The following is a 26,710-nucleotide window of genomic DNA, read 5'->3' as shown; positions in this document are numbered from 1 at the left end:
GCTCAGGACGCCGGAGTGGCCTCATCCTGTCCGGCCTCGTCCAGCGTTTCCACGTTGCGCCCATGCAGGCGCCGCCAGATCCAGCGCAATGCATGCGGCGGTGCCGAAGGCAGCTGCTCCAGCAGGGCCAGCATGCGGCTCTGGCTGGCATGCCCATGGCGGCACAACAGGCTGGCCGCTGCGGCCGCGCTGGCCAGGCGCAGGCTGTCGGCCAACGGTCCTTCCGCATCCACCGCCAAGGCCTGGTGAACCGGCTCAGGCAACTCCCATGCGGCAGCGACCCGCTGCGCAAGTGGCAACGACCACTGCTGCAACAGCTGCAGGGCCAACGCCGGCTCCACGGGCTCGCCACGGGCCTGTGCCTCCTGCAGCAACTGGCGCATCACCAGCGCCGCACCCAGCCCCTGCACCAGGCCCAGCCACTGCGCGGCGAAGGCATCGCCGAAGGTGACCGTGCGTGCGTGGTCGGCCGCTGCACGCGATGCCAGCAGTGCGTGCTCCCAGATGATCGCGCTGAACTGCGGGAACACCTCGCATTGCACCTGCATCACCGGCTGCACCAGTACCGCACTGATGATCTGGCGCACGCCCTCGGTGCCGACCAGGGTCACCGCCCGCTGCAGGCTCTCTACCGGGCGCTCGTGGACCTTGTAGGCCGGGCTGTTGGCGATGCGCAGCAGGTTGCCGGTCAGCACCGGGTCCTGGCCGATGATCGCGGCCATCACCCGGGCCGAGGCGGCATCGTCGTTGACGGTCTGGATCAGCTGCGGCAGCAGCTGCGGCCGGCGGGGCAGCTGCCTGGCCGCCCAGTCGCGGTCCTGCAGCGCGCGCGCCACCGCCTCGCCCAGGCCTGGGTCCTGCACCGGCGTTGGCTCGCCGGCCAGCCGTGGGTACAACGCAAGCGCATGCAGCCCGCGTTGCAGGTGAGCGGCGATCTCCGGCGACGGCAGCGCCTCGCCCTGCAGGCTTGCGGCTGCGGCGGCCACCGCCTGGCGGGATGCGGCAACCAGCCGCGCCGGTGCCGCCCCGGTCGAACGTGTCAGCCAGCCGCGCAGCGATCGCCACCATGCCGCTGTCATCGCCGCCCGTCCTGTCGTTGTGATGCCCTTGCCGTCACTGACCGCCCTGCCTCTTCACGCCCATCCGGCCACCCGCCGTCGTCGCAGCATCGGCCGCACTTTCATCTTCTTTAACCTGCCGGCCGCCGACGTCGACGGCAACGGCCGGGCGAATGGACTAGAATGGCGCCGCGCGACCCGTCCCCCAGCCATGACGACGTCGCTTTTTTTGTTTTGGGACCTTACCGTTCACTGGCCGTTCGCTGCAGTTCGCCGCTGTTCGCGCCATCGGAGACGCCATGCTATTCGAAACCCTCGCCACCACCGGCCACGAACAAGTGGTGTTCTGCCACAACCACGATGCCGGCCTGAAGGCGATCATCGCCATTCACAACACCACCCTGGGCCCGGCCCTGGGCGGCGTGCGCATGCGCCCCTACGCCAGCACCGACGAGGCACTGGCCGACGTGCTGCGGCTGAGCCGGACGATGACCTACAAGAATGCGCTGGCCGGCCTCAACGTCGGTGGCGGCAAGGCGGTGATCATCGGCGACCCGAAGGTGGACAAGACCGAGGTGCTGTTCCGCGCCTTCGGCCGTTACGTCGACTCGCTGGGCGGCCGCTACATCACCGCCGAAGACGTCGGCACCGACGTCAACGACATGGAGAACATCTACCTGGAGAGCCAGTTCGTGACCGGCGTGCACCAGGTCCATGGCGGCTCCGGCGATCCGGCCCCGTTCACCGCCTACGGTGCGCTGCAGGCGCTGATGGCGGCGATGCGCTTCAAGTTCGGCCACGAGGAAGTGGGCAAGACCAGCATCGCGGTGCAGGGCCTGGGCCACATCGGCATGGAGCTGGTGAAACTGCTGCGCGACCGCGGTGCCAAGCTGTATGTCACCGACCTGGACAGCGCACTGGTTGATCGCGCGGTCAGCGATTTCGGCGCCGAAGCGGTCAAGCCCGACGAGATCCACGAAGTGAACGCCGACGTGTTCGCACCGTGCGCGCTGGAAGGCGCCATCAACGCCGACACCCTGCCGCGGATCAAGGCCAAGATCATCTGCGGTACCGCCAACAACCAGCTGTCGAGCCTGGAAATCGGCGATGAACTGCACGCGCGCGGCATCCTGTATGCGCCGGACTATGCGGTCAACGCTGGCGGCGTGATGAACGTGTCGCTGGAGATCGATGGCTACAACCGCGAACGCGCGATGCGCCTGATCCGCAGCATCTATCACAACCTCACCCGCATCTTCGAACTGTCGCAGCGCGAGAACATCGCGCCGCAGCGTGCGGCCGACCGCATCGCCGAAAGCCGCATCCTGTCGATCGGCAAGCTGAAGATGCCGCTGGGCCGCAGCACCCCGCGCCTGGGCAACCTGCGCGGCGGCTGAGCCTGCCGATGTCGCGCCGGAGCTGACGTCCCGGCGCGACCTCCCGCTCAGAACCCGGTGCTGTAGCGCAGCGCCGCCTGGCGCGCGCCCTCGCCACCGACGCGCTGGTCGAAGCCCAGGCTCAGGCGGCCATTGCGGCCCCACCACGACTCCAGCGCCACGCCGAACAGCGCACTGCCACGCGGTGCGTCCCATCCCGCCAGGGGTGCCCAGGCATCGACACCAACGAAGCTGGCCTGCCAGTCCGCATCGGCACCGTCGAGCCGTTGCTGCCACTCGGCGTGCCCGCGCAGCGTCCAGCGCCCCCAGCCGCGCTCGCCGCGGATACCGGCCAGCATCTTGCTGCGCTGCACGCGGTTGGCGTCGCCACGCAGGCCGAAGCCGAAACCACCCAGCTCATTGAAGGCATCGGTATCCACGCGCGTGGTGCTGGCACCCAGATACGGTGTCAACGACGCGCCCGCGCGGCCAAAACGATAGCCGCCTTCGACGCTGGCACTGCTGAAGCGTCCGCCGTAACGTGCGGAAACACCATAGGCACCGGCACCCAGCAGCAACTGGCGATCCAGCGCACGGGTGAACTGGCCGCTGCCGACCTGCGCCAGCGCATAGCCCCGGCCCAGGTTCCAACCGGCGTACAACTGTGCCTGCGCCTGGCGATCACGCCCACGATCGCCGCCGAAGCTGCTGCCACCATTGCTGCGGGTCTCGCCAAAGGCCACGCCCATCAGCCCATTGCTGCCCAGCGGCAGGTCCTGGCCGGCCATCCAGCCACGGCTGTCGGCGGCATTGCCGGCAAAACTGCCCTGCCCGGCCTCACCGAGCGCGCTCTGCCAGGCCCCGCGCAGGCGCGGCGCCGCCTGCACGCGATCGAAGCGCTCGGCGATCGCACGGCGCGACATGTCGATGCTGTCGAAGGTGGCCGACTCGGCCCGCGCATGCGCCTGCCCGGACAGGCTCTGCAGGCTGGCTGCCAGGCCCTCGCTGCCACCGCCGGTCCACTGCAGCGCACCGGCCGCCGTGCCGAAGGCCGAGCCCTGCAGCGCAGGACTGCCATCGAGTGCGCTGAACGCACCTTCCAGTCGTTGCGCCGCGGACTGCGCCGAGGCCGCGAGCCCGGTCGCCGCCGCCGTCACGCTCACCTGGGTCAGGTTCAACCAGGCAGTGTTGCTGTCATAGCCATAGCTGCTCTGCAGCAGCGACAGGCCCTGCAGGCCGCTGGAGGAGGCCGGGCTGCTGAAGGTGCCGCTCAGGCCACCGGCCGCATGGACCAGGTCCTGGCGGCTGCCGTTCTGCGGCACGTAGCCGGAGACGAAGCCATGCACGCGCACGCCACCATTGATCGAGGCCGTGCCGGTCACCTGCAGCGCATTGGCACCGAGCGCGATCATCAACTGGCCACCCGCCTGCTGCGTGTAGTTGCCCTCGATGGTGCCGGTGGTGCTGCCGGTGGTCAGGAACACGCTGCTGCCGTTGACCACGTTGCCGATCACGCGCGGCGTGCCGCCATTGAACTGCAGGCCGGTCGAATCCGGGTCGGGCTGGCCGAGGATGGTCACGTTGGAACGGATGACACCGCCGTTCTGCAGCGACAGGATGCCGCGTTCGATGCGGGTGGCGCCGCTGTAGCTGTTGTTGCCTGCGAGCACCAGGGTGCCCCCGCCCTGCTTGACCAGGCCGCCGCTGCCGACGATGTCGTTGCTCCACAGCGAGCCGCTCGATGGCGCATCGACATTGGCCACTACATCACCCCAGTCGAAGCGGCCCGGGCCCTTGATCGCCCGCGAGATGTCGAGCAGGCCGTAGCCGAACACCGCATCCACGCCGGGCGCGCCGATGTCCTTGGCCGTGCCCAGCAGGGTCTGCCGCACCAGGTTGTTGTCGAAGTACGGGTAGCGCTGCCAGACCAGCGCGGCGGCGCCGGAGATCAACGGGGCGGCGAAGGACGTCCCGTAGTTCCAGTAGTAGGTGCTGCCATTGGCATCGGGATAGACCGCGCTGCCCGGCGCCGCCAGGCAATAGCGCGCCGCCTGCCCGCAGGCATTGGCGTAGCTGGCCAGCGTGCCCGGTGCATAGGGATCCACTGCGGTCGCCACCAGCCAACCGCGCTCCAGGTCGGCCGCCGGCAGCGAGCCGGCAACGCCCAGCTGGCTGGGCAGGGCGGCCAGGCTGCTCGGTTCGGTGCGCGCATCGTTGCCGGCCGCGAACACCACCAGGCCGCCATGGTTGATGACGAACGGACGGTACTCGGCCGCCACCTGCGCGGTGGTCGGCAGGTCGGTCCAGTACAGGCCGCCCCACGAGTTGTTCATCACCTTCACGTTGTAGCTGATCAGGTCCTGGTGGACCTGCGCCACGCCCAGCGGACCGCTGAAGGAATTGCCCTTGCCGCTGCCGTCATCGACCGGCGGCTTGTCGGCGATGATCCGCGCCGAAACGATCTGCGCACCGGGGGCGATGCCGCCCGGCCAGGTTCCCACCGGCGCGCCGGCGGCCAGGCTGGCTACCGCCGTGCCGTGGCCCACCACGTCGTCCACCAGCAGGTTGTTGCGCGCCGGATCAATGTAGTTGAGGTTGCCCACCACCCGCCCGTTCAATGCCGCTGCGTTGCGCTGCACGCCCGAGTCGACGATGCCGATGCGCACGCCCTGCCCGGTCAGGCCGACGGCCTGTGCGGCACGCGCATTGGTCACTGACAGGTGCGCGTCGAAGGCCGGTTCCTGCGGCTTGGCCGGAGGCGGTGCCGTCGGAGGGGGCGTCGTTGGGGGTGTGGGGGTGGTCGGAGGGGGATCGATGCGGACGTTGCCGCCGCCTCCGCCGCCGCCACATGCCGTCATTGCCATCGCCAGCGCCGTTGCCAGCGCGGACCTAACCATCGTCGTGCGTTCCATCGATTCCTTCCCATGAACGTTGACCTGCCTACATCCCGGCAGGCGTGCGGTGCCGCCCAGCGGCGGCCCTCCCCGACCCTCTATACTTGGGCCGACCCCCACGCAGTCTGCCGGGAAACCGGGGCGCTTCCAACGTCCGCGGTCTCCTTTCCGAACATTGCTTACGCATCAACGAGATTGCCATGTCCAACATCGTCATCGCCGCCGCCAAGCGCACCGCCATCGGCTCCTTCCTCGGCCAGTTCAACGGCGTGCCGACCCCCACCCTCGGCGCGGCCGCCATCGCTGCCGCCCTGGAACAGTCGGGCGTACCGGCCAGCGACGTCTCCGAGGTCCTCATGGGCTGCGTGCTGCCGGCCAACCTCGGCCAGGCGCCCGCCCGCCAGGCGGCGATCGCCGCCGGCATTCCGCTGTCGACCGGCGCCACCACCCTCAACAAGGTGTGCGGCTCGGGCATGAAGACCATCATGCTCGGCCATGACCTGATCAAGGCCGGTTCGGCCAGCATCGTGGTCGCCGGTGGCATGGAATCGATGTCCAACGCCCCGCACCTGCTGCCGAACTCGCGTACCGGCAACCGCTTCGGCAACTTCCAGGCGGTCGACCACATGGCCCACGACGGCCTGGTCAACGCCTATGACGGCAAGGCCATGGGCGAATTCGCCGAATGCGCCGTGGACAAGTACCAGTTCAGCCGCGAGGAGCAGGACGCCTACGCGATCGAATCGGTCAAGCGCGCGCAGGCCGCACAGGCCAACGGTGCGTTCGCCGACGAGATCGTCGCGGTGAAGGTAGCCACCCGCAAGGGTGACGTCGAGGTCGCCACCGACGAGCAGCCGGGGCGCTCGGATATCGCCAAGATCCCGACCCTGCGTCCGGCCTTCAAGAAGGACGGCAGCGTCACCGCCGCCAGTTCCTCCAGCATCTCCGACGGCGCCGCCGCGGTGGTCCTGCTGACCCAGGAAGACGCGGCCGCCCGTGGCATCACTCCGCTGGCCCGCATCGTCGGCCACGCCACCCATTCGCAGGAACCGGAGTGGTTCACCACCGCCCCGATCGGCGCGATCCACACGCTGCTGGCCAAGACCGGCTGGTCGCTGGACCAGATCGACCTGTTCGAGATCAACGAGGCCTTTGCCGTGGTGGCAATGGCGCCGATGCGTGAGCTGGGCATCCCGCACGACAAGCTGAACGTGAATGGCGGTGCCTGCGCGCTGGGTCATCCCATCGGTGCCTCCGGTGCACGCCTGGTGGTGACCCTGGTCAACGCCCTGCGCACGCGCGGTGGCAAGCGCGGCATTGCCACCCTGTGCATCGGTGGCGGCGAAGCAACGGCAATCGCCATCGAATTGATTTAAAAAGATTTAACGATGATTTCGCAAAAATGAATGCGGGATCGCTTGACACCCAATCTTGGCTTGTCATCATGTTGTCGGCGCGCAGCATGCGCGTTGCCTAATTCTAACGACGAGGATTTACACAATGAGCATCAACAAGCTGCTGGTCGCGATGTCCCTGGCTCTGGCCCTGGCCGCCTGCTCGAAGCAGGAAGCTGCCCAGGACGCCGCTGCTTCGGCCAACGAAGCCGCCACCGAAGCCCAGGCTGCTGCCGACCAGGCCGCCGCTGCCGGCGCCCAGACCGCCGACGCTGCCCAGCAGGCTGCCAACACCGCCGCCACCGCTGCTGACGCTGCGACCGACGCTGCTGCCAACACCGCTGCTGCCGCGACCGACGCTGCTGCTGGCGAAGCCAAGGACGCTGCCAAGGCTGCCGAAGCTACCGCTGAGCAGGCCAAGGACGCTGCTGAAGAAGCCAAGAAGTAATAACTTCTTTCTTCACGCTGTTCCGGAAAAGCCGCTGGTTCGCCAGCGGCTTTTTCTTTGCGCCACTGCGACCTCGCGGCGCGGGCATCGCGACCCCGCCTTCACAACGGCATGAATAGGCTGGCGTCCCCATCCATTGCAGTACCGGAGACCGCCATGAAGATTCGCCCGATCACCACCACCCTGCTGGCCGCCTCCCTGCTGCTGGCCCTGGCCGCCTGCAAGGGCCCGGAAGCCGAACAGGCCAAGCAGGACGCGCAGCAGGCCGCTGACAGCGCCGGCGCGGCTGCCCGCGATGCCGTCGACAAGGCGGCAGAAGCTACCCGTGACGCCGCCGACAAGACCGCTGCAGCCTCCGAGCAGGCCGCCGCCGATACCCAGCAGGCGCTGGACAAGGCTGCAGACGCCACCGCCAACGCTGCCGACAAGGCCAAGGACGCCGCAACCGACGCCGCCGCACACGCCAGCGATGCGACCGCCAACGCCGCACAGAAGGTGGCCGACAAGGCCCGTGATGTCGCCAATGACGCGAAGGCGAACGCCGCCAAGGAAGAAGCCAAGCACTGAGGCGTACCGGCAGCCAGGCATGGGCCCGGCGCTACAGGAAAAGCCGCGGCACTGCCGCGGCTTTTCTGCTTTTCGCTTTGCGTTTTTTCCGTTGATTCCGTGGTGGGCGCTCCTACGGCAGCGCGCGCACCAGCATCGCCGACAGATCCACGCCCGTCGGCAGGGTCCCGAACACCAGCCCATGCTCCGCTTGCAGCCGGCTGCGCACGAACGCCTCTGCCATCGGACTTTGCGCACGCAACAGCAGCGCGGCCTGCAACAACAGCACTGTGCGCTCGCAGAACAGCCTCGCCTGCGACTCATCCGGTGGCGGTGCTGCTGCCCACCGCTGCAAAGCCGCTGCGTAGCGCGCATCACGATCGGCCACCGCCGCCAGTTCAGCGCGCAGCGCCGCCAGCGCCTCCGGTTCGCGCGCCAGCGCGCGCAGCACGTCCAGACACTGGATGTTGCCGCTTCCTTCCCAGATCGAATTCAACGGTGCCTGCCGGTACAGCCGCGGCAGCATCGATTCCTCCACATAGCCCGCGCCGCCCAGGCATTCCTGTGCTTCATTGACGAAGGCCGGCGCGCGCTTGCACAACCAGTACTTGCCCAGCGCCGTCCCCACACGCGCCAACGCGGCTTCGTTGGCATCCACGCCGGCCCGGTCCACCGCACGCGCGATGCGCATCGACAGCACTGTGGCCGCTTCCGACTCCAGTGCCAGGTCGGCCAGCACATTGGTCATCAACGGGTGCTCGACCAGCAGCTTGCCGAACGTGCGGCGATGACGTGCGTGATGCAGCGCCTGCGCCAGCGCCATGCGCATTTCCGCCGCCGCGCCCAGCATGCAGTCCAGGCGGGTCATCATCACCATGCCGATGATGGTGGCCACGCCCCGCCCCTCCTCGCCCACGCGCCACGCCTGTGCCCCGCAGAACTCGACTTCGCTGGAGGCATTGGCCCAATCGCCAAGCTTGTCCTTCAAGCGCATCAACCGGAATGCGTTGCGGTCGCCGTCGGCCAGCCGGCGCGGCATCAGCAGGCAGGTCAGTCCTCCCGGCGCCTGCGCCAGAACCAGGAAGCCATCGCACATCGGTGCGGAAAAGAACCACTTGTGACCGACCAGGCGATAGCGCTCGCCATCGATCGGTTCAGCGCGCGTGCTGTTGGCACGCACATCCGAGCCTCCCTGCTTCTCGGTCATGCCCATGCCCAGCGTGATGCCGGCCTTGTCCGCCACCGGTACATCGCGCGGGTCATAGACCGGCGCTGCGGCCTTGCGCGCCCACTCGGCCAGGTGCGGCTGCGTGTGCAGCACTGCAACTGCCGCATGGGTCATCGTCAACGGGCAACTGGTGCCAGCCTCGGCCTGGTGGTGCAGGTAGCTCAACACCGCGCGCGCGACATGCCCGCCCGGTTGCGGCTCGTGCCAGGACAACCCGGCGACCCCGTGCGATTTCGCTGTGCCCATCAACTGGTGATAGGCCGGATGGAACTCCACCGTATCGATGCGATGGCCCTGCGCATCATGCGTGCGCAGGCGCGGCCGATCGCGGTTGGCATCGAAGCCGAGCCGGTACAGTTCGTCACCCGCCAGCGCACCATAGACCGCCAGCCGCGGCGCAAAGCCGCCAGCGCCTTCGCGCTGCACCGCCTCCATCAGCGCCACGTCATCGGTCCACAACTGGCGCCCCGCGAACGACGGCGGCTGGTTCAGCACCACATGGGTTTCGTAGGGCGCATTGCTGCTGAAGCTGGGTCCACTCATCCGGTCCGTCCTGGCGGCAAGAGATCTGCGGTTCGATTGTGCCGCATCGCCTGCCAAGCCCGTGTTCAGGCCGATTCTCACCCTGTGCACGAGCGGCCGGCCACAGTGACCGCATGGCAGTCAATGACGATCTGGTGGTCCTGCGCCCCGAAGGGCTGTACTGCGCCGCCGGTGATTTCCACATCGATCCCTGGCGACCGGTCCCGCGCGCGGTCATCACCCATGGCCACGGCGATCACGCACGCCCGGGCATGGGCGAATACCACTGCAGCGACGGCAGCCTGCCGATCCTGCGCTGGCGCCTGGGCGATGTGCCGGTGCAGGCGCATGCCGAGGGCGTGCCGTTCCGCCTGGGCCGGGTGCAGGTATCGCTGCATCCCGCCGGCCATGTACTGGGGTCTTCGCAGGTGCGCATCGACGACGGGCAGCAGGTCTGGGTGGCGTCCGGCGACTACAAGCGCCAGCCTGATCCAACCTGTGCGCCGTTCGAAGTGGTGCCCTGCGATACCTTCATCACCGAGGCCACCTTTGCCCTGCCGATCTATCGTTGGCCGGACACGCCCACCGTCGCTGCGGAGATCGTGGCGTGGCGACGCGAATGCGAACAGCGCGGCGAAGCTGCCATCCTGCTGTGCTATGCACTGGGCAAGGCGCAGCGGGTACTGGCCGAACTGCTGCCGCTGGACGATCGCCCGGCCTGGCTGCACGGTGCCATCGCCAATGGTGTGGAGGTGTATCGGCAGGCCAACGTGCCAATGCTGGAGACGCTGGCGGTGGCCGAGCAGGGTCGCCAGCCGGATGCCGCCGGCCAGTTGATCCTCGCCCCGCCCTCGGCCGCCGGCACGCCGTGGATGCGCCGCTTCGGCCGCTACCAGCTGGGCTTCGCCTCGGGCTGGATGCAGCTGCGCGGCAACCGGCGTCGCCGCAACGTCGATCGTGGCTTCGTCATTTCCGATCACGCCGATTGGCCCGCACTGCTGCAGACCATCGAACAGACCGGCGCGCAGCGGGTGATCGCCACCCATGGCAATACCGATGCGTTGATTCCCTTCCTGCGCGAGCGCGGCGTAGCGGCTGAAGCCTTCCGTACCGATTTCGGGAGCGAGGAATGAAGGCCTTCGCGGCGCTCTACCAGCGCCTGGACCGCAGCACCGCCACGCTGGACAAGCGTGCGGCATTGATCGATTACTTCCGCCAGGCAGGCGCGCACGATGCGGCGTGGGCGCTGTACCTGCTCAGCGGTGGCAAGGTGGGCGGCGCACGCCGCAAGATCGCCGCCAGTGGCGAACTGCGCGCCTGGATTGCCGAAGAATCCGGCTTGCCGCCATGGCTGGTGGAAGACAGCTATGCGCAGGTCGGTGACCTGGCCGAAACGTTGACCCTGCTGCTGGATGATCCATCCCAGCCCGCCGCCGACCGTGCGTTGGCGGATTGGATCGAACAGCATCTGCTGGCGGTGGCCAACCAGCCCGAAGCGGTACGCCGTGCGGCGGTCGTCGCGGGCTGGCAGCAGCTGTGCAGCAGCGAACGCCTGGTGTTCAACAAGCTGCTGACCGGCGCCCTGCGCGTTGGCGTCTCGCAGCGGCTGGTGCAGCAGGCACTGGCGGAGTGGTCCGGGCTGGACATCGCGCGCATCGCCCAGCGCATGCTTGGCGAGTGGGTGCCCTCGCCCGCACTGCTGGGCCAGCTGCTGTCGCCGGATGAGCTGCCACTGGACCGGCAGCAACCCTACCCGTTCTTTCTCGCCTCACCACTGGAAGGCGATCCTGCCGAACGCCTCGGCTCCATCGAAGATTGGCTGCTGGAATGGAAGTGGGATGGCATCCGCCTGCAGCTGCTGCGCCGGCGCGGCGAGGTCGCATTGTGGTCACGCGGCGAAGAGCGGCTGGATGGTCGCTTCCCCGAAATCGAACAGGCGGCGATGGCGCTTCCCGATGGCTGCGTGCTGGACGGAGAGCTGCTGGCCTGGGACGAAGCCACGGACCTGCCGCGTGCATTCACCGCGCTGCAGACCCGCATCCAGCGCCGCAAGCCCGGTGCGGCTACCCTGCGCAACACGCCGGTGCGCGTGCTCGCCTATGACCTGCTGGAACACGATGGCGCGGACCTGCGTGAGTTGCCGTTGCGGGAACGGCGTGCACGGCTTGCCGACGTCGTCGGTGCCCTGGGTGATGCACGGATCCAGCTCTCACCCGACGTTGCCGCCGAAGACTGGCCGCAGGCGGCGGCGATGCGCGATGTGGCACGCGAACGTGGCGTGGAAGGGCTGATGCTGAAACGTCGTGCCTCACCCTACCAGGCCGGGCGACGCCGCGGTGACTGGTGGAAATGGAAGGTCGATCCGCTCACCATCGATGCAGTGCTCCTGTACGCGCAGGCTGGCCATGGGCGGCGCAGCACGTTGTACACCGACTACACCTTCGGCGTCTGGGACGGCGACACGCTGGTACCGGTGGCCAAGGCCTATTCGGGCCTGGATGACAAGGAGATCCTCGCGCTTGATCGCTGGATCCGCGCCAATACCCGCGAGCGCTTTGGCCCGGTGCGCAGCGTACGCCCCGAACACGTCTTCGAACTGGGCTTCGAGGCGGTCAACCGCAGCAGCCGGCACAAGTCCGGTATCGCCGTACGCTTTCCACGCATCCTGCGCTGGCGCCACGACAAGCCAGCCAGCGAGGCCGATCAGCTGGCTACCCTGCAGGCGCTGGCGCGATGAACCGCAGCCAGGCACTACGCCGGCTGGAAGACTGGTTCGCGTCGAAAGGCTGGCGCTCGTTGCCGTTCCAGCGCGCGATGTGGCGGCACTATCTCGCCGGCGGATCCGGGTTGCTGCACACGCCCACAGGCAGCGGCAAGACACTGGCGATGTTCGGGGGACCGCTGCTGCAGGCCATGATCGACCCACCGCCTTCGCCCCGCCGCGCCGGTGCGGTACGCCCGCTGCAGGTGCTGTGGCTGACGCCCTTGCGCGCGTTGGCCAGCGACACCGCGCGTGCGCTGCAGGCCGTGGTCGATGGGTTGCAGCTTGGATGGCGTGTCGGCCTGCGCAGCGGTGACGCCAGCAACCGCGAACGACGACAGGCACGCGAGGGCCGCATCGACGTACTGGTCACGACGCCGGAATCGCTGGCGCTGCTGTTGAGCTATCCGGATACGCTGCCGCGCATGCGCCAGCTGCGCTGCGTGGTGGTGGACGAATGGCACGAACTGCTGGGCAACAAGCGCGGTGTCCTGCTGCAGTTGAATCTGGCCGTGCTGCGCGATGCCGCGCCGGCATTGCAGCTGTGGGGGCTGTCGGCCACGCTGGGCAATCTGGATGAGGCGCGCGACGTGCTGCTGCCCGGACAGCCCGACGCGCCGATCGTGCAGGGCGTGCGCCCGCGTGCGACCACGGTGCGCAGCCTGCTGCCCGAACCCGGTGAACGCTTTCCCTGGGCCGGGCACCTGGGCCTGGCCCAACTGCCGCGGGTGCTGGACGCATTGATGCAGGCACGCAGCAGCCTGCTCTTCACCAACACCCGTGCACAGGCAGAACTGTGGCATCAGGCGCTGGCGTCGGTTTGGCCCGAGGAACACGACACGCTCGCGCTGCACCACGGTTCGCTGGATCCGGCGCTGCGCCAGCAGGTGGAGGACGGGCTGCGTGCAGGAACGCTGCGCTGCGTGGTCGCCACCTCCAGCCTCGACCTCGGCGTGGACTTTCCCGAGGTCGAACAGGTACTGCAGCTGGGCAGCCCGAAGGGCGTCGCCCGCCTGCGCCAGCGCGCCGGACGTGCGCGCCATCGTCCCGGTGCCAGTGGCGCGATCCTCTGCGTGCCGAGCCATGCGCTGGAACTGGCCGAGTACGCAGCCGTGCGTCGCGCACTGGCCGAAGGCGTGGTCGAAGCACGCAGGCCACCGATGCTGTCGCTGGACGTTCTGGCCCAGCATGCGGTCAGCCGTGCCCTGGCCGGTGGCTTCCACGGTGATGCGCTGCTGGCGCAGGTCCGGCGCACCCATGCGTTCGCATCCCTGGCCGAGGACCAGTGGCAGGCCGTGCTGACTTTCATCGTGCAGGGGGGCCAGGCCCTGGCCCAGTACCCTGACTTCCACAAGGTCGTGCAGGACGCCGATGGCCGCTACCGGATGCACGACCGGCGCCAGGCACTACGCCACCGGCTGTCGATCGGCACCATCAGCAGCGATGGTAGCGTGCGCGTGCAGTTCCTGCGCGGGGCCGGCCTCGGCGCCGTGGAGGAACAGTTCGCCAGCCGCCTGCGCCGCGGAGACCGCTTCCAGTTCGCCGGGCGCCTGCTGGAGCTGGTGCAGCTGCGCGACATGACCGCCTTCGTGCGGCTGGCACGAGGGCGCGGTGAAGGTGTCGTGCCCCGCTGGCAGGGAGGCCAGCTGCCGCTGTCGATGGCACTCGGCGGCGAACTGGAGTCGGTGCTGTCAGGCGCCGACGACAGTGCGGAAGCGCGCTGGCTGGCACCGCTGCTGGCACTTCAGCAGCAGGTGTCGGCGCTTCCCGGCCCGGACCACGTGCTGCTGGAGGACGTACGCCGCCGCGAAGGCCAGTTCCTCTTCGTCTATCCCTTCGCCGGACGCCACGTGCACGAGGCGCTGGCCGCCCTGTTGGCACTGCGCTGCACCCGCCAGCAACGCAACAGCATCGGCTATGCCGTGAATGATCACGGCCTGGTGCTGGCACCGGCGCAGGCGATCGACCTGGACGCGGCGCAATGGCATGCGTTGTTCACCACCGATCAGCTGCTGGACGATCTGCGTGCGGCGGTGAACCTGGGCGAGCTTGCGCGGCGCCAGTTCCGTGGCATCGCGCGCGTCGCAGGCCTGCTGGTACCCAGCCTGCCGGGGGGCATGCCGCGATCGCTGCGCCAGCTGCAGGCCTCGGCGGGCCTGCTGTACGACGTATTGCGCGAGCATGACCCCGAGCACCTGCTGCTGGCGCTGGCCGAACGCGAAGTGCTGCACGACAGCCTTGACCTGCCGGGGCTACGCCAGGTGCTGGTCCGGATCGGCGCGCGACGCATGTCGATGCAGCGCCCTGCATCGCTGACGCCCCTGGGCTTTCCACTGTGGGCCGAACGCCTGCGCGGGCAGTTCAGCAACGAGGACTGGCGTACCCGCGTGCAACGCGCGGCCCAGCAGCTGGAACGTCGCCATGGCCGATGAAATACCACTGCTGCTTGCCGGCGAACCGGTGACCCTGGCGGGCGCACGCGCACTCTACTGGCCGGCGCGGCAGGCGCTGCTGATCGCGGACCTGCACCTGGGCAAGGCCGATGTGTTCCGCCGCGCCGGCATCGCGCTGCCCAGCGGCGGAACCGGCGAAGACCTGCAACGCCTGCAGGGTCTGCTGGACAGGCACGCCTGCCGCGAACTGTGGATCCTGGGCGACATCCTGCATGGGCCGGCGCATCGCGCCGCCTGGTACCAGCAATGGCTCGGCTGGCGCGAACGCAACACCGCACTGGACGTTCATGTCCTGCGCGGAAATCATGACCGGCAGCTACCGCATGCCCAGCTGCAGGTGCAGATCCACGAGGAGGTGCGGCTGGCGCCGTTCCTGCTGCGCCATGAACCGTGCGCAGATCCGGCGTGGCACGTGCTCGCAGGCCACCTGCATCCGCAGGTCGCACTGCCCGCATTGCGCCGGCGCTTCCCGGCCTTCTGGCTGCGCGAGCGGATGACGGTCCTGCCGGCCTTTTCCGGGTTCACCGCCGGAATCGTGCCTGCTCCCGCCAGCGGCGAACAGATGATCGCCTGCGTGGAAAACGGCCTGGTGGAACTGCCAGTGGCTTGAATCAGGCCGGACGAATGTCCAGCTGCGGCATCAACTGGAACTCAGGCGTGTCAACTTCACGTCGCCGCGGCAAGGCCTGGATTGCCGCCAGCATCTCCTGTGCGCAGGCGCGGATGCGTCCGTGGTGCTCCGGCGATGCATGACTGATCAAGCTGCCCACATGGAATTCGAACACGTCCTCCAGTACGTCGGGCTGGTCCTCGTGCAGCATCTGCAACAGTCCGCGCAGCTTGCAGATTTCCGATTCCAGCTCCTCGACCGCGAACCACATGGCGTCCTCCTCTTCAACAACAGGCGGCACGTCCGGGCCGCGACAGGCCGCAACGGCAGCGCCGCCCGGGCCACGCGCGATGTCAATCACGGAAAGGAAAACGGGCGACGCGCAATCGCGTGCAACCTACTTCTCGCATATACACGGTGAGGCAACCGTTAATTCGCGTGACAGCGCGCTTCACGCATTCGCAGTGATCGCGCTGATGCCAGGCATCTGCGCCCCTGCAGCCAACGCGTCGACAAATGCCGGATCCAGCGCAAGCGAACCGAACCAGCCATGCTGGGTACCGCTGAGCACGCGCAGCATGTGGCCACGCCCACCCGGCAGGCGCCCCATCGGCCCGAGCAGCACGTCGCGTGCCTTTGCCCAGGCATCGCGATCAGACTGGAACAGCGGCGTCAGCCAACGGCTCCAGCGCTGGTAGACCGCAACGTGCGCCCTGCGCTGCGCCTGGTAGGCCTGCAATGCAGCGCCTCCCCCGCCATGTGCGCGCACGGCATCGCGCAATGCCAGCGCATCGAGCAGCGCCATGTTCACCCCCTGCCCCAGCTGCGGGCTCATCGCATGTGCGGCATCGCCGGCCAGCACCATGCGGCCGCAATGCCAGCGCGTCATCACGGCGTCACGGTAGACCGCGCGCGCCAGCTGGCCGGCATCATGCAGATGCGCAAAGCGCGCGCTGGCCTGCGGCCACAGCGCGTGCAGCTCGTCCAGCCAGGGCGTCATGCCATCGGCCTGCCATCGTTCGAAGTCGGCGCGTGGCAGGCTCCAGAAGAAGCTCAGGCGCGGCGTGTCATCACCGGGCCGCGTACCGACCGGCAGCAGCCCGATCATCTTGCGCGCGGCCACGTAGCGCTGCCGCAGCTCCTGCAGGTGCGGCCAGTCCTCGGCCGGCAGCAGGCACCACAGTGCGCCCCAGGGATACACGCGGTCCAGCCCGGTGCCGCCTTCGATCGAGCCGCGCAGCGTCGAAGCCGCACCATCGGCGGCCACCACCAGGTCGAACGGCCCATGCATGCGGCCCTCACTGTCATGCAGGCGGCCCTGTGCGGCATCCACTGCGGCGATGGTGACGCCGGCATGCAGCTGGCCCGCACCCGCACGCGCCCCGTCCAGCAGCGAGAACAGCGCCCCACGCTGCATGCCGAGGCCGTGCAGGCGCGCGTCCAGGCCGTCATAGCGCATGTCCATCACCGTGCGCTCGCACGGTGTATCGCCATACAGACGGTGCACCGGCGCCGCATGCGCGCGCACGGCATCAAGCAGGCCCATCTGCCACAGCACCTGCAGGCCGCTGGGCTGCAGCAGGAAGCCGGCGCCAACCGGCCCCGGCGAGGGCACGCGTTCGAAGATCTCCACCTCGTGGCCATCACGAGAGAGCAGGATGGACAATGCCTGTCCAGCGGTGCCGTAGCCGATCACGGCGATGCGCAGTCGTTCCTTCATCGGCGCATTGTGCCCGAGCGCAAATCCGGATGGCCACCTGGAACCCTGTCCACAGCGCCGCAATGCCCGTCGCGACGCAAAAAAAACCCCGCCGAAGCGGGGTTTTCAACGCACTGTCGAGTGGATCACTCGGCCGGCGTGATGTTCGAAGCCTGGGCACCCTTCGGGCCCTGGGTCACGTCATAGGTGACACGCTGGCCTTCCTGCAGGCTGCGGAAGCCCTTGGAGTTGATGGCGGAGAAGTGCGCGAACACGTCGGCGCTGCCATCCTCCGGCGAGATGAAGCCAAATCCCTTGGCGTCGTTGAACCACTTGACGGTACCGTTCGGCATGGTGATGCGAGACCTTATGCAATGAATGGGTGGTGTACGCTGAACCCGCGCACAAGCTGAGTATGCAAAGCTTGCTCGGGGAAGACAATCACCCCCGCGCCAATTCGCCCACCAGTTCCGGAAGTCCGTTGCTGGCCGCCTGCACGTTCGCCAGTACTTCGGCCATCGTAATCTCCTCGCCATCACCGCAGCCGGCGGCCCAGTTGGCGATGATTGCCAGGCAGGCGTAATCCAGCCCCAGCTCGCGTGCCAGCGCGGCCTCCGGCATGCCGGTCATGCCTACCAGGTCGCAGCCGTCACGGCGCATGCGGGCGATCTCGGCGATGGTCTCCAGGCGCGGGCCCTGCGTCGCGCCGTAGCAGCCACCGTCATGGACCGTGACGCCGGTCACTTTCGCTGCCGCCAGGATCTTGCTGCGCAGCATCGGCGTATAGGGGTGGCCGAAATCGACGTGGACCACGTCGGTGCCTTCTTCTTCACAGATCGTGCTGATGCGGCCCCAGGTGTAGTCGATGATCTGGTCCGGGCAGGCCAGCACGCGCGGGCCGAAGTCTTCGGTGATGCCACCCACCGTGTTCAATGCCAGCACGCGCTGCGCGCCCAGCTGCTGCAGCGCGGCCAGGTTGGCGCGGTAGTTGATCTTGTGCGGCGGCAGTGAGTGCCCCTCGCCATGCCGCGCCAGGAACGCCACGCGATGGCCGAGCAGCGTGCCCACGCGCACCGGGCCGGACGGGCGGCCAAAGCGGGTGTCGACCTCGTGGGTCTGCACGTCGTCGAGCTTGGCCAGGTTGTAGACACCGGTACCACCAATCACGGCCAGGGCGATCTGTTGCATTCAAAGCACTCCATGGAAAGACGAACGCCGGCACCCGAGGATGCCGGCGGTGGAAGAAGACGCGCCGCAGGCAGCTGCGCCGTTACTCCTTCATTGCGTAGATCGCCGGCACGCAGCGCAGGGTCTCGTTGACGTCCATGCCGAAGCCGAACACGTAGCGGTCCGGCAGCTCGATGCCGGCGTAGTCGGCGGTCACGTCCGGCAGTGCGCGGTCGTGCTTCTTCACGGTCATCGCGGCGATGCGCACGTCGGTCGCGCCCTGCTCCAGGCACCAGGTGCGGACGCCCTGCAGGGTGTAGCCCTCGTCGAGGATGTCGTCGATCAGCAGCACGCGGCGGCCGAACAGCGAGGTGGCCGGCTTGTGCTTCCAGACCAGGTCTCCGCCGGTGGTTTCACCGCGGTAGCGGGTCGCGTGCAGGTAATCGAACTGCACGTCCTGGCCGCGCGCGCCCAGTTCCAGCGCCAGCTGGCCGGCGAACGGCAGCGCACCATGCATGATGGACAGGAACAGCGGCACCTCGCCCTTGTAATCGCGCGCGATGGCGTCGGCGATACCAGCGATGGCCTTGTCGATGGTGGGGCGGTCGACCAGCAGGTCAGCCTGGGCCAGGGCCTGGGAAATGGTGAGGTTGGGCATCAGACGGTTCTTCCAAGGGTTTCAAGCAGACGGGATTGGGTGTCGCCATGGCGGGCGTCGGCCAGCAGGCCGTCCCAGCCGAGCGCGCCGCGACCAAGCAGGCCCAGCAGCGCAGCAGTATTGAGGGAGCGTCCCTGCACCGCGTGCAGGGCTTCATCGACCAGTTCCGGGTGGCAGACCAGCACCACGTCGCAGCCGGCATCCAGGTGCGCGTGCACGCGTGCCGGCACGCCACCGGCGCTGTGCGAGGCGGCCATGCCGATGTCATCGGAGAACACCACGCCACGGAAGCCGAGCTCGCCACGCAGGATGTCCTGGATCCAGCGCGGGGAATAGCCGGCCGGCTCCGGCGCCACCTGCGGATAGATCACGTGCGCCATCATCACCGCATCGGCACCGGCGGCGATGCCGGCCTGGAACGGCACCAGGTCCTGGGCGCGCAGTTCGTCCAGCGCGCGCGGGTCGATCGCGGTATCGACGTGGGTGTCTTCCAGCACGGTGCCGTGGCCGGGGAAATGCTTGAGCGTGGCGGCCATGCCGACCGCATGCATGCCGCGCACATAGGCGTCGGTGAACGCGGCCACCACCTGCGGGTCTTCACTGAAGGCACGGTTGCCGATGGCGCGGTTGCCGCGGCCAAGGTCGACCACCGGCGCGAAACTCAGGTCGAGGCCGCTGGCACGTACTTCGCTGGCCATCAGCCAGGCATGCTGTTCGGCCAGGGCCAGCGCCTGCTGCGGGTCGGCGGCGTACAGCGCGCCGATGTCCTGCAGCGGCGGCAGCGCGCTGTAGCCCTCGCGGAAACGCTGCACACGGCCGCCTTCCTGGTCCACGCAGATCAGCTGCGGGCGCGGGGCGGCGGCACGGATCGCCGCACTCAGATCGGTCACCTGCTGGCGCGAGGCGAAGTTGCGCTTGAACAGCACCACCCCGGCCACGGCGTCGTGCTGCAGCCAGTCACGTTCCTGGGCGGTCAGTTCGGTGCCGGCAACGCCGATCAGCAGCATGGTCGATCTCCACAACGCGCGCCCGCATGGCGCAGTGCCGCATTGTCGCAGAACCGGCCGACAGGCGCAGGGGTCAGACGAAGGGGAGTGTGGGGTCAGAGCCCCTGCGGGGATCTGACCCCGGGGTCGGATCCCCGCAGGGGCTCTGACCCCGATCTGCTCAGACCTTGCAGCCGTCCGGGCCGCAGGCCTCGTCGCCGTCAGCCGAAGCTGCCGGGGCGCCCTGTTCGGCTGCGATCTGGCGAAGGGCGTTGGCGAAGGCCTCTGGCGGCTGGGCCCCGGAAATGGCCCACTTCCCATCGATGACGAAAGTCGGCACCGAGGAAATGCCCAGTGCATGGGCCTGCGCCAGCCTGGCTTCGACCTCGGCCAGGCCGCGGTCGGAGCCCAGCATCTGCGCGATTTCAGCACCGTCCAGGCCGCCAGCCACGCCGGCCTTCACCAGCACTGCAGTATCGGCCAGATTCTGGCCATGCTCGAAGTGGGCACGGAAAAGTGCTTCGCCGACCGAATCCTGCACGCCGTGCTGGCCGGCCAGCCACAACACCCGATGGGCCGGCAGCGTGGTCACCCGCACCTGGCCCTGGCTGAAATCCATCGGCAGGCCCTCGGCCCGCGCGGTGGTCTGGGTCTGGCCGAGGATCTGCTCGGTGCGCTCGACGCCACCGAACTTGCGCACATAGGCCTCGCGCAGCGGCACCGGGGTGGCGTCCGCGTCCGGGTCCAGCTGGAACGGCTGCCAGTGGATATCGAGTTCAGGCGCATTGGCGCCGAGCAACTGCACACCCTGCTGGAAGCGATGCTTGCCGATCCAGCACCAGGGGCAGACCACGTCGGAGTAGATGTCGATTCTCATCCCCACCACATGGGGCCCGCCTCCCTCGAAAAAAGGGGACGGAGGGGATTAAGTCGTTTCCAGCACAGCTGGGGTAAAGACGACTTAATCCCCTCCGTCCCCTTTTTTGGGGGCTTCACCACTGTGAATAGGGGTGACTGGCCAGTGCGACGTTGTAGTAGCGCGCGTCGTCGGTGACTTCGGCACCCACCCAGTCCGGCAGGTCGATCGCCTGGTCGGCGCTGTCCAGCTCGACTTCGGCCACGACCAGGCCGGCGTTGTCGCCGAGGAACTCGTCCACCTCCCAGGTCAGGCCGGCGTGTTCGACCAGGTGGCGGCGCTTGTCGATCAGGCCACCGACGCACAGCGCCAACAGGGCGCGCGCATCCTCCACCGGGATCGGGTAGTCGAACTCCTGGCGGGTATGGCCGATGGTGCGCGACTTCAGGTTCAGCGCGGCGTGGTCGCCTTCGATGCGCACGCGCACCGAGGCGTTCTGGGTGCCGCGGTCGAGCGCGCCCATGTCGTTGATGTAGCCCTGCGCCATCGGGATCACCCGATGCGCGGCGGTGCGCCAGCCATCACTGCTGACGAGGAATTTGCGTTCGATTTCGATGCCCATCGCGCCATTATGCGCGATGGGTGATGACAACCTGTCAGCGCTTCTCGAACACCGCGATGCTTTCCACGTGCGCGGTATGCGGGAACATGTCCATGGCACCGGCGCTGACCAGGGTGAAGCCCTGTTCGTTGACCAGATAGCCGGCATCGCGCGCCAGCGAGCCCGGGTGGCAGCTGACGTAGACAATGCGCTTGAACTGCTTCAGCGGCAGCTGCTGCAGCACTTCGATCGCACCCGAGCGCGGCGGGTCCAGCAGCAGCTTGTCAAAGCCCTGGCGCATCCACGGGGTGCTGCGCTGGTCCTGGGTCAGGTCGGCGCTGAAGAACTGCGCGTTGGCCAGGCCGTTGCGCTCGGCGTTCTCACGCGCACGCGCCACCAGGCCGGCATCGCCTTCCACGCCAACCACCTCGCGCACGCGGCGCGCCAGCGGCAGGGTGAAGTTGCCCAGGCCGCAGAACAGGTCCAGTACACGCTCGTCCTCACCCGGTTCCAGCAGGTCCAGGGCGTGGGCGATCATCTTCTCGTTGAGCTTGGCATTGACCTGGATGAAGTCCAGCGGGCGGAACGCCAGCTCGACATCCCACGGCGCCAGACGGAACGACAGCGGCACACCCTGCCCGTCCAGCGGCTGCACGGTATCCACGCCGCCGGACTGCAGGTAGATCACGAAGCCATGCTGCTGGCCGAAAGCCGCCCAGGCCGCGCGGTCGGCATCGCTGAGCGGCTGCAGATGGCGAACGGTCAGGACCACGGCCTGGTCACCGGCGATGAATTCGATCTGCGGGATGTCACGCTTGCCATCGAGTGACTCGATGAAGGTGGACAGCGCCTCGACCTTGGTGCCGATCTCGGGGATCACGGTCAGGCACTGGCTGAGGTCGGCGACGAAGCGCGGATCCTGTTCACGGAAGCCGACCAGGGTCTTGTCCTTCTTTTCGACCCGGCGCACCGAGAAGCGGCCCTTGCGGCGGTAGCCCCAGCTCTCGCCGACCAGCGGCGCGAGCACGGTGCCCGGCTTCACATGGCCGATCCGCTCCAGGTTGTCCATCAGCACGCGCTGCTTGGCCACGATCTGCTGGTCTTCGTCCAGGTGCTGCAGCACGCAGCCGGCGCAGGTGCCGAAATGGGGGCACTTGGGGGTCACCCGCTGCGGCGAGGCCTGCAGCACCTCCAGGGTGCGCGCCTCGTCGAAATGGCGGCTGCGGGCAGTCTGTTCAGCCATCACCACCTCGCCGGGCAGCGCGCCGCTGACGAAGGTGACCTTGCCGCCCTCGCCTTCACGGCGGGCGACACCGCGACCATCATGGCTGAGGTCGAGGATCTCGGTCTGGAATGGGGTACGGTCAGTGCGGGAACGGGATCGGGCCACGTGGCAACAGGCTGCGGGCAAAAATGGGGGCGTATTGTCGCAGATCCTGACCGACGGGGCCTGGACCCGCTTGCGCCCGTGGCCGTCGTGCTTGATGATTGGGCCAGCTGACATGGAGGCAGCCCTGATGCAGATGACCCCGCGGGCCGCACGGCCCCGCTTCCTGCTTGTCGAGGACGACATCATCAGCCGCGGTTTTTTCAAGGCGGCGTTGGAAACGTTACCGGCGGATGTGGATACCGCAGATTCGCTGGCCAGTGCCCTGGCCAGTGCCGAACCCGGCGCGCATGATCTGTGGCTGATCGACGTCAACCTGCCGGATGGCAATGGCGCGCAACTGCTGCGTGAGCTACGCCGCTCACATCCCGACACACCGGCGCTGGCACATACGGCCGACGGCGATACCTCCATCCACGCCCGCCTGCGCGAAGCCGGTTTCAGCGACACCCTGGTCAAGCCGCTGGGCCGCGACCAGCTGCTGAAGGCCGTGCGCCGTGCGCTGGTCAACAGCCCGGCGGGAATCTTCGTGGCACAGGCCCCGGCCGCGGTCGAGCTGGCCGTTCAGGACTGGGACGAGACTGCGGCATTGGCCGCGCTCAATGGCCAGCGCAACCACCTGATCGCACTGCGCGAGCTGTTCCTGGCCGAGTTGCCCGGTGTGCGCGACGCGGTCGAGCAGGCGGTGGACCAGCACGACGAGCGCCAGCTGCGCAGCCAGCTGCACCGGTTGCAGGCGAGCTGTGGCTTCGTGGGGGCGGCACGGTTGGGCCGGGCGGTGCGCCAGCTGCATCATGCACCCGAGTCCGGGCAGGCCCAGGACGGGTTCCGCGCCGCGGTAGCTGCCCTGCTGCATTGAGGGTTTTTCGGCAAGGCTGCGCCCTGCACCCGCAGAGGCTTCAAGCCAAGCCAAGGCAACAGCAACAGCAACGGCATGCATTCCGTGGGTTGGCGGTGCGGTATCGGAGGGCGGGGACGCCGTAAACCCGTCCTTGGGGGCTTGGCAGCCGCATCCATGCGGCTGACACCCCGCCCTCCGATACCGCCCCACCTCTTACAGTTTTCCGCGATCGGGTAGATCCACGCCATGCGTGGATGAATTTCTGTCAGATATCGAAATCAATCTGGGGTCAGATCCGTTTTCCTGCGGAAAACGGATCTGACCCCAAGAGCAATCCCGACAGCTCGCGGGAAACTGTCGAAGGCGGGGCGGGTCCGGTTGCGGGAGTGTCCGCGGCATGGATGCCGCGGCCAAGCCCCCAGGGACGGGTTTACGGCGTCTCCCGCAACCGGACCCACCCCGCCTACCCACGGATAGCCAGCTTTTGCCGTTGACGTTGATTCGGCAGGTGCAGGGCTGCAAGCCCTGCCGCCCCCCCCCTACCTGCGCGGCGCAAGCTGCTCGAGCATTTCCCAGGACTTCAGCCCGCGCGCGCCCAGGTGATGGGCCAGCACCCGCCGCATCGGCAGGCGCAGGCTGGCCAGATCGGCGGCATCCGGTTCTTCGTCGGCCGCAAGGGCCAGCAGCGCCGAGCCAGTGGCCGCCGCCCGGCGCTCCCCGCCACGCTCGCTCAGCAGGCGCTGCGCCCCTTCCTGCGGGTCCAGCTCGTAGCGCGCCGCCGGGTCGATCGGCTGGCCATCACTGGCACTGTCCAGCTCGAAACCCAGGCCCAGCGCGGACAGCAGTTCGCGCTCGAAACGGCGCAGGGTCCAGGCCAGGCCGGCACCGACCGCCAGCCGCGCGCGTGCCTCACCGTAGGCAAGGTACAGCTCCGGCAGCGGGTCCTGGCGCGGAGCCAGGCGCAGGGTCAGTTCACTCAGGTAGAAGCCGGCCAACATCGCCTGGCCGACCAGGCGTGGCGCGGCATCCAGCGCCTCGGCACCCCGCAGCTGGGCCAGTTCACCCCGCTGCTGGGCACTGAAGCGAATCCACTGCAACGGCTGCAGGGCGGCGCGCAGCACCTGGCCCTTGGCGGTGGACACGCCACGCGCCAGCAGGCCGATACGGCCATGCTGCGCGCTCAACACTTCGACCAGCAGGCTGGTCTCGCGGTAGGCCCGTGCGTGCAGCACGAAGCCGGTGTCGTCCTCGATCATCATCGAAGCGACCGTCGCGGCTTATTCGTAGCCGAAGGCCTTCAGCGCGGCCTCGTCGTCGGACCAGCCTTCACGCACGCGCACCCAGGTTTCCAAGAACACCTTGGCCCCGAACAGACGCTCCATCTGCAGGCGGGACTTGGCGCCGATCTCCTTCAGGCGGGCGCCGCCCTTGCCGATCACGATGGCCTTCTGGCCCTCGCGCTCGACCCAGATCACCGCACCGATGCGCAGCAGGTTGCCATCCTCGGTGAAGCGCTCGATCTCGACGGTGGTTGCGTACGGCAGTTCCTCGCCGAGCTGGCGCATCAACTGCTCGCGCACCAGTTCACCGGCCAGGAAACGCTGGCTGCGATCGGTGATCTCGTCCTCGCCGAACATCGGCGGGGCTTCCGGCAGCAGCTTCAGCACGTCGCGCACCAGTGCTTCCAGGCCGTTGCGCTTCTGCGCCGAGATCGGGTGCACGGCGGCGAAATCACGACCTTCGGTCACCTGCTGCAGGAACGGCAGCAGCGCGCCCTTTTCCTTCAGGCGATCGATCTTGTTGACCACCAGCACCACCGGGATGCCGGCGTCGCGCAGCACGTTGAACGCCAGGCTGTCCTCTTCATCCCAGCGACCGGCTTCGATCACCAGCAGCCCTGCATCGACGCCTTCCAGCGAGCCACGCGCGGCGCGGTTCATCACCCGGTTCATCGCCCGCTTCTGCACCTTGTGCAGGCCAGGGGTGTCGACCAGGACCAGCTGGCCTTCCGGATAGGTGGCGATGCCCAGCAGGCGATGGCGCGTGGTCTGCGGACGGTTGGAGACGATGCTGACCTTGGCGCCGACCAGGGCATTGGTCAGGGTCGACTTGCCCACGTTCGGGCGGCCGATGACGGCCACGCTGCCGCAATGATGGGGAGTTTGTTCGCTCACTTGGAATCCAGTTGTTCTAGGACGGCCGCAGCCGCCTGTTGTTCGGCAAGCCGCCGCGAGGCGCCTTCGCCCTCGGTGCTGGCGGCCGGGTCGGCTACGTTGCAGCGTACCCGGAAGTGCTTGGCGTGGTCGTCACCGGATTCTGACACCAGTTCATACTGCGGCAACGCCTTCTGTCGGGCCTGCAGCCATTCCTGCAGGCGGGTCTTGGGGTCCTTCTCGGGCCGGCCGGAGGCCGGCAGTGCCTCGATCGAAGCGCTGAACCAGGGCAGTACCACCGCCCGGCAGGCCTCGAAGCCGGCATCCAGGTAGATCGCAGCCACCACGGCTTCCACCGCGTCGGCCAGGATCGAATCACGACGGTGGCCGCCGGACTTCATTTCTCCCGGGCCCAGGATCAGTCGATCGCCCAGTTCCAGGGTGCGCCCGATCACCGCCAGCGCGCCTTCACGCACCAGCTCGGCGCGGGCACGGGTCATCGCGCCTTCGTCAGCCTTGGGCCAGCGCTGGTACAACGCCTCGGCCGCCATCATGTTGACGATGCTGTCGCCCAGGAACTCCAGGCGCTCGTTGTGTGGCGCACCGGCACTGCGATGCGTCAGCGCCTGCTTCAGCAGCGCCGGGTCGCGGAAGGGATGACCGATCAGGTCACCACGTTGGAAAGGTTTATTCGGCACCGCTTCGGGTCAGGTCCTGGGATGAATCGAATTTGCCAACCACGTCCAGGTTGCCGACCAGCGGACGGCGCACTTCGTAGTTGACCTTGAGGGTCCAGCCATTGTCGCGGCGGTCGAACTTCACGTTGGCCGGCTTCACGTTTTCCGAGTAGTTGATGTACAGCCGCTTGAAGAACAGATCCTGGATCCGGGCCGGTTCCATGCTGCCCACACCCGGCTCGTTGGCCAGGCTCTTCATCGCCGAGCGCACCGCGTAATACTCCTGGTACATCGGGAACAGCTTCATGCCGATGTAAAGGAAGAAACCGACCACGATCAGGACCGCCAGGAACGAGGTCAGGGTCATGCCACGCTGCGTGTTCATCGTCTTCATT

General features: G+C 68.0%; 25 protein-coding genes. 9 read left to right on the top strand and 16 right to left on the bottom strand.

What is annotated here, in order from left to right; all coding sequences use genetic code 11:
- Positions 1-2: 2 nt before the first annotated feature.
- Entirely contained in the window at positions 3-1,079 is a 1,077-nt protein-coding gene (locus AC5P6H_RS04845) for an HDOD domain-containing protein (RefSeq protein WP_262088033.1), read from the bottom strand.
- A gap of 278 nt (positions 1,080-1,357) precedes the next feature.
- On the opposite strand from AC5P6H_RS04845, the gene AC5P6H_RS04840 reads away from it, so the two are divergent.
- The gene (locus AC5P6H_RS04840) at positions 1,358-2,455 is read left to right on the top strand and encodes a Glu/Leu/Phe/Val dehydrogenase dimerization domain-containing protein (protein ID WP_008264553.1); all 1,098 of its coding nucleotides are present in this window, start codon (positions 1,358-1,360) and stop codon (positions 2,453-2,455) included.
- A 47-nt stretch (positions 2,456-2,502) separates the two neighbouring features.
- Here the strand turns inward: AC5P6H_RS04840 and AC5P6H_RS04835 are convergent, their stop codons facing one another.
- The gene (locus AC5P6H_RS04835; RefSeq protein ID WP_495202357.1) at positions 2,503-5,346 is read right to left on the bottom strand and encodes a S8 family serine peptidase; all 2,844 of its coding nucleotides are present in this window, start codon (positions 5,344-5,346) and stop codon (positions 2,503-2,505) included.
- 182 nt (positions 5,347-5,528) lie between these two features.
- Here AC5P6H_RS04835 and AC5P6H_RS04830 point away from each other — a divergent pair, with 182 nt between their 5' ends.
- From AC5P6H_RS04830 to AC5P6H_RS04820, 3 genes are all read left to right on the top strand, one after another.
- On the top strand, positions 5,529-6,704 hold the full coding sequence (locus AC5P6H_RS04830) for a thiolase family protein (protein ID WP_495202356.1): 1,176 nt from the start codon (positions 5,529-5,531) through the stop codon (positions 6,702-6,704).
- Positions 6,705-6,828: 124 nt separating this feature from the next.
- Positions 6,829-7,170 carry a hypothetical protein gene (locus AC5P6H_RS04825; RefSeq protein WP_005418203.1) on the top strand — a complete coding sequence of 114 codons (342 nt, stop codon included), beginning with the start codon at positions 6,829-6,831 and terminating at the stop codon, positions 7,168-7,170.
- A 156-nt stretch (positions 7,171-7,326) separates the two neighbouring features.
- Positions 7,327-7,737: a hypothetical protein gene (locus AC5P6H_RS04820; RefSeq protein WP_014647982.1), complete on the top strand. Its 411-nt coding sequence runs from the start codon at positions 7,327-7,329 to the stop codon at positions 7,735-7,737.
- 112 nt (positions 7,738-7,849) lie between these two features.
- On the opposite strand, the gene AC5P6H_RS04815 is transcribed toward AC5P6H_RS04820, so the two are convergent.
- Complete coding sequence (locus AC5P6H_RS04815; protein WP_046431928.1) at positions 7,850-9,487, bottom strand: acyl-CoA dehydrogenase family protein; 1,638 nt, start codon at positions 9,485-9,487, stop codon at positions 7,850-7,852.
- A 113-nt stretch (positions 9,488-9,600) separates the two neighbouring features.
- On the opposite strand from AC5P6H_RS04815, the gene AC5P6H_RS04810 reads away from it, so the two are divergent.
- The 4 genes from AC5P6H_RS04810 to pdeM are packed head-to-tail and all read left to right on the top strand — an operon-like array spanning position 9,601 to position 15,290.
- Positions 9,601-10,599 (top strand): ligase-associated DNA damage response exonuclease, encoded by a 999-nt coding sequence (locus AC5P6H_RS04810; protein ID WP_046431930.1) that lies wholly within the window; start codon positions 9,601-9,603, stop codon positions 10,597-10,599.
- Positions 10,596-12,203 (top strand): ATP-dependent DNA ligase, encoded by a 1,608-nt coding sequence (locus AC5P6H_RS04805; RefSeq protein WP_014647985.1) that lies wholly within the window; start codon positions 10,596-10,598, stop codon positions 12,201-12,203. Before AC5P6H_RS04810 ends, AC5P6H_RS04805 begins: the two co-directional genes overlap by 4 nt.
- A complete protein-coding gene (locus tag AC5P6H_RS04800; RefSeq protein WP_495202355.1) occupies positions 12,200-14,659 on the top strand; it encodes a ligase-associated DNA damage response DEXH box helicase in 2,460 nt (819 codons plus the stop codon). The genes AC5P6H_RS04805 and AC5P6H_RS04800 overlap by 4 nt, the downstream gene beginning before the upstream one ends.
- On the top strand, positions 14,649-15,290 hold the full coding sequence (gene pdeM / locus AC5P6H_RS04795) for a ligase-associated DNA damage response endonuclease PdeM (protein WP_014647987.1): 642 nt from the start codon (positions 14,649-14,651) through the stop codon (positions 15,288-15,290). The genes AC5P6H_RS04800 and pdeM overlap by 11 nt, the downstream gene beginning before the upstream one ends.
- Before the next feature lies 1 nt (position 15,291).
- Here pdeM and AC5P6H_RS04790 read toward each other — a convergent pair whose 3' ends face one another.
- From AC5P6H_RS04790 to rlmD, 9 genes are all read right to left on the bottom strand, one after another.
- The gene (locus tag AC5P6H_RS04790) at positions 15,292-15,561 is read right to left on the bottom strand and encodes a hypothetical protein (RefSeq protein ID WP_014647988.1); all 270 of its coding nucleotides are present in this window, start codon (positions 15,559-15,561) and stop codon (positions 15,292-15,294) included.
- Between the two features lie 180 nt (positions 15,562-15,741).
- The gene (locus AC5P6H_RS04785; RefSeq protein WP_014647989.1) at positions 15,742-17,010 is read right to left on the bottom strand and encodes an FAD-dependent oxidoreductase; all 1,269 of its coding nucleotides are present in this window, start codon (positions 17,008-17,010) and stop codon (positions 15,742-15,744) included.
- A 125-nt stretch (positions 17,011-17,135) separates the two neighbouring features.
- A complete protein-coding gene (locus AC5P6H_RS04780) occupies positions 17,136-17,342 on the bottom strand; it encodes a cold-shock protein (protein ID WP_005410590.1) in 207 nt (68 codons plus the stop codon).
- A gap of 88 nt (positions 17,343-17,430) precedes the next feature.
- Positions 17,431-18,177: an S-methyl-5'-thioinosine phosphorylase gene (locus AC5P6H_RS04775; protein WP_006461208.1), complete on the bottom strand. Its 747-nt coding sequence runs from the start codon at positions 18,175-18,177 to the stop codon at positions 17,431-17,433.
- An 82-nt stretch (positions 18,178-18,259) separates the two neighbouring features.
- Positions 18,260-18,814 (bottom strand): hypoxanthine-guanine phosphoribosyltransferase, encoded by a 555-nt coding sequence (locus tag AC5P6H_RS04770; protein ID WP_014038078.1) that lies wholly within the window; start codon positions 18,812-18,814, stop codon positions 18,260-18,262.
- Positions 18,814-19,821, bottom strand: coding sequence for a beta-N-acetylhexosaminidase (gene nagZ / locus AC5P6H_RS04765; protein WP_075077049.1), 1,008 nt, complete (start codon positions 19,819-19,821; stop codon positions 18,814-18,816). Before nagZ ends, AC5P6H_RS04770 begins: the two co-directional genes overlap by 1 nt.
- A 160-nt stretch (positions 19,822-19,981) precedes the next feature.
- Complete coding sequence (locus AC5P6H_RS04760; RefSeq protein WP_049442334.1) at positions 19,982-20,677, bottom strand: DsbA family oxidoreductase; 696 nt, start codon at positions 20,675-20,677, stop codon at positions 19,982-19,984.
- Positions 20,678-20,792: 115 nt separating this feature from the next.
- Positions 20,793-21,278: a CYTH domain-containing protein gene (locus tag AC5P6H_RS04755; protein WP_042359274.1), complete on the bottom strand. Its 486-nt coding sequence runs from the start codon at positions 21,276-21,278 to the stop codon at positions 20,793-20,795.
- 34 nt (positions 21,279-21,312) lie between these two features.
- A complete protein-coding gene (gene rlmD / locus AC5P6H_RS04750) occupies positions 21,313-22,647 on the bottom strand; it encodes a 23S rRNA (uracil(1939)-C(5))-methyltransferase RlmD (RefSeq protein WP_032959001.1) in 1,335 nt (444 codons plus the stop codon).
- A gap of 127 nt (positions 22,648-22,774) precedes the next feature.
- Between rlmD and AC5P6H_RS04745 the strand changes: the two genes are divergently transcribed.
- On the top strand, positions 22,775-23,503 hold the full coding sequence (locus AC5P6H_RS04745; protein WP_014647994.1) for a response regulator: 729 nt from the start codon (positions 22,775-22,777) through the stop codon (positions 23,501-23,503).
- A 521-nt stretch (positions 23,504-24,024) separates the two neighbouring features.
- Here the strand turns inward: AC5P6H_RS04745 and recO are convergent.
- Genes recO through AC5P6H_RS04725 form a run of 4 tightly spaced genes read right to left on the bottom strand, consistent with a single transcriptional unit; the run spans position 24,025 to position 26,709 of the window.
- A complete protein-coding gene (recO, locus tag AC5P6H_RS04740; RefSeq protein ID WP_014647995.1) occupies positions 24,025-24,744 on the bottom strand; it encodes a DNA repair protein RecO in 720 nt (239 codons plus the stop codon).
- An 18-nt stretch (positions 24,745-24,762) separates the two neighbouring features.
- Positions 24,763-25,659 carry a GTPase Era gene (gene era, locus AC5P6H_RS04735; protein ID WP_005410599.1) on the bottom strand — a complete coding sequence of 299 codons (897 nt, stop codon included), beginning with the start codon at positions 25,657-25,659 and terminating at the stop codon, positions 24,763-24,765.
- Positions 25,656-26,336 (bottom strand): ribonuclease III, encoded by a 681-nt coding sequence (rnc, locus tag AC5P6H_RS04730; RefSeq protein ID WP_046431951.1) that lies wholly within the window; start codon positions 26,334-26,336, stop codon positions 25,656-25,658. The genes era and rnc overlap by 4 nt, the downstream gene beginning before the upstream one ends.
- A complete protein-coding gene (locus tag AC5P6H_RS04725) occupies positions 26,326-26,709 on the bottom strand; it encodes a DUF4845 domain-containing protein (RefSeq protein ID WP_014647998.1) in 384 nt (127 codons plus the stop codon). Before AC5P6H_RS04725 ends, rnc begins: the two co-directional genes overlap by 11 nt.
- Position 26,710: the final 1 nt, after the last annotated feature.

This window comes from Stenotrophomonas sp. YJH_SMC_110 (genome assembly GCF_059369255.1).
The sequence above is the reverse complement of the archived record's forward strand: the minus strand, read 5'-3'. Positions and strand labels throughout refer to the sequence as shown.